Source organism: Flavobacterium sp. ABG, from assembly GCF_001027725.1.
GTDB lineage: Bacteria > Bacteroidota > Bacteroidia > Flavobacteriales > Flavobacteriaceae > Flavobacterium > Flavobacterium cupriresistens.
Genome location: NZ_LEKS01000051.1, coordinates 1 through 712, shown reverse-complemented (window position 1 = coordinate 712; position 712 = coordinate 1). Strand labels below are relative to the sequence as shown.

2 pseudogenes are annotated in these 712 nt (G+C 35.0%); both read left to right on the top strand.

Annotated features, from left to right (window positions below):
* Positions 1 to 273: pseudogene (locus tag AB674_RS21600) on the top strand (UDP-3-O-(3-hydroxymyristoyl)glucosamine N-acyltransferase); the annotation flags it as partial.
* A gap of 272 nt (positions 274 to 545) precedes the next feature.
* A pseudogene (locus AB674_RS23130) lies at positions 546 to 712 on the top strand (UDP-3-O-(3-hydroxymyristoyl)glucosamine N-acyltransferase); the annotation flags it as partial.

Here is a 712-nt window from a genome sequence, read left to right as displayed (position 1 = left end):
CATAACAGCAAATTAGGTAAATTTTGTATTATGGCCGGAAACAGTGGTTTAGCAGGTTCTGTAACCCTTGGTAACGGCGTAATAATTGGCGGTAGTGCCTCTATTAAAGACCACACCACTATCGGTGACGGAGCCATTGTAGGTGCCGGTTCCGGAGTTGTTGGAGATATACCTGCCGGAAAAACAATGTTGGGTTATCCTGCTGTAGAAGCTCGTGATGCTCTAAAACAATGGGCCATCCTAAAAAGATTGGTTTGCGAATCTAAAAAATAATCGTACGATTTATACATATACTAAACAGGAGTTCGCTCCTGTTTTTTTTTGCTCTCTTTTCAATTAAATCAATTAAGAAAGCTTTCCTCTACATACTGCGAATCAACAAGGTCAAAATAGTATATCTGAAAAAATAGTTTCACATCAAATTACAGATGATTATTTACAAACATAATTTTTTATAAAACATCTATAAAACACTTAGTAGCTGACACCTGTCAAAACTGGTATTTTTATGAAGCAATATTACTTGCTACTTATACCGTTCTACTATGAAATCCTATTCAATTCAAGAAATTAACGAAGTCATAAAAGGTGAAATTTATGGCACTACTTCGCAAAGCGTAACTGCAACAGAGCAACTGGAAAAAGCAACAACTACTGAAATTTCTTTCATAGGAAATAAAAAATATGAAAAATTATGGGAAGCTTCAAAAGC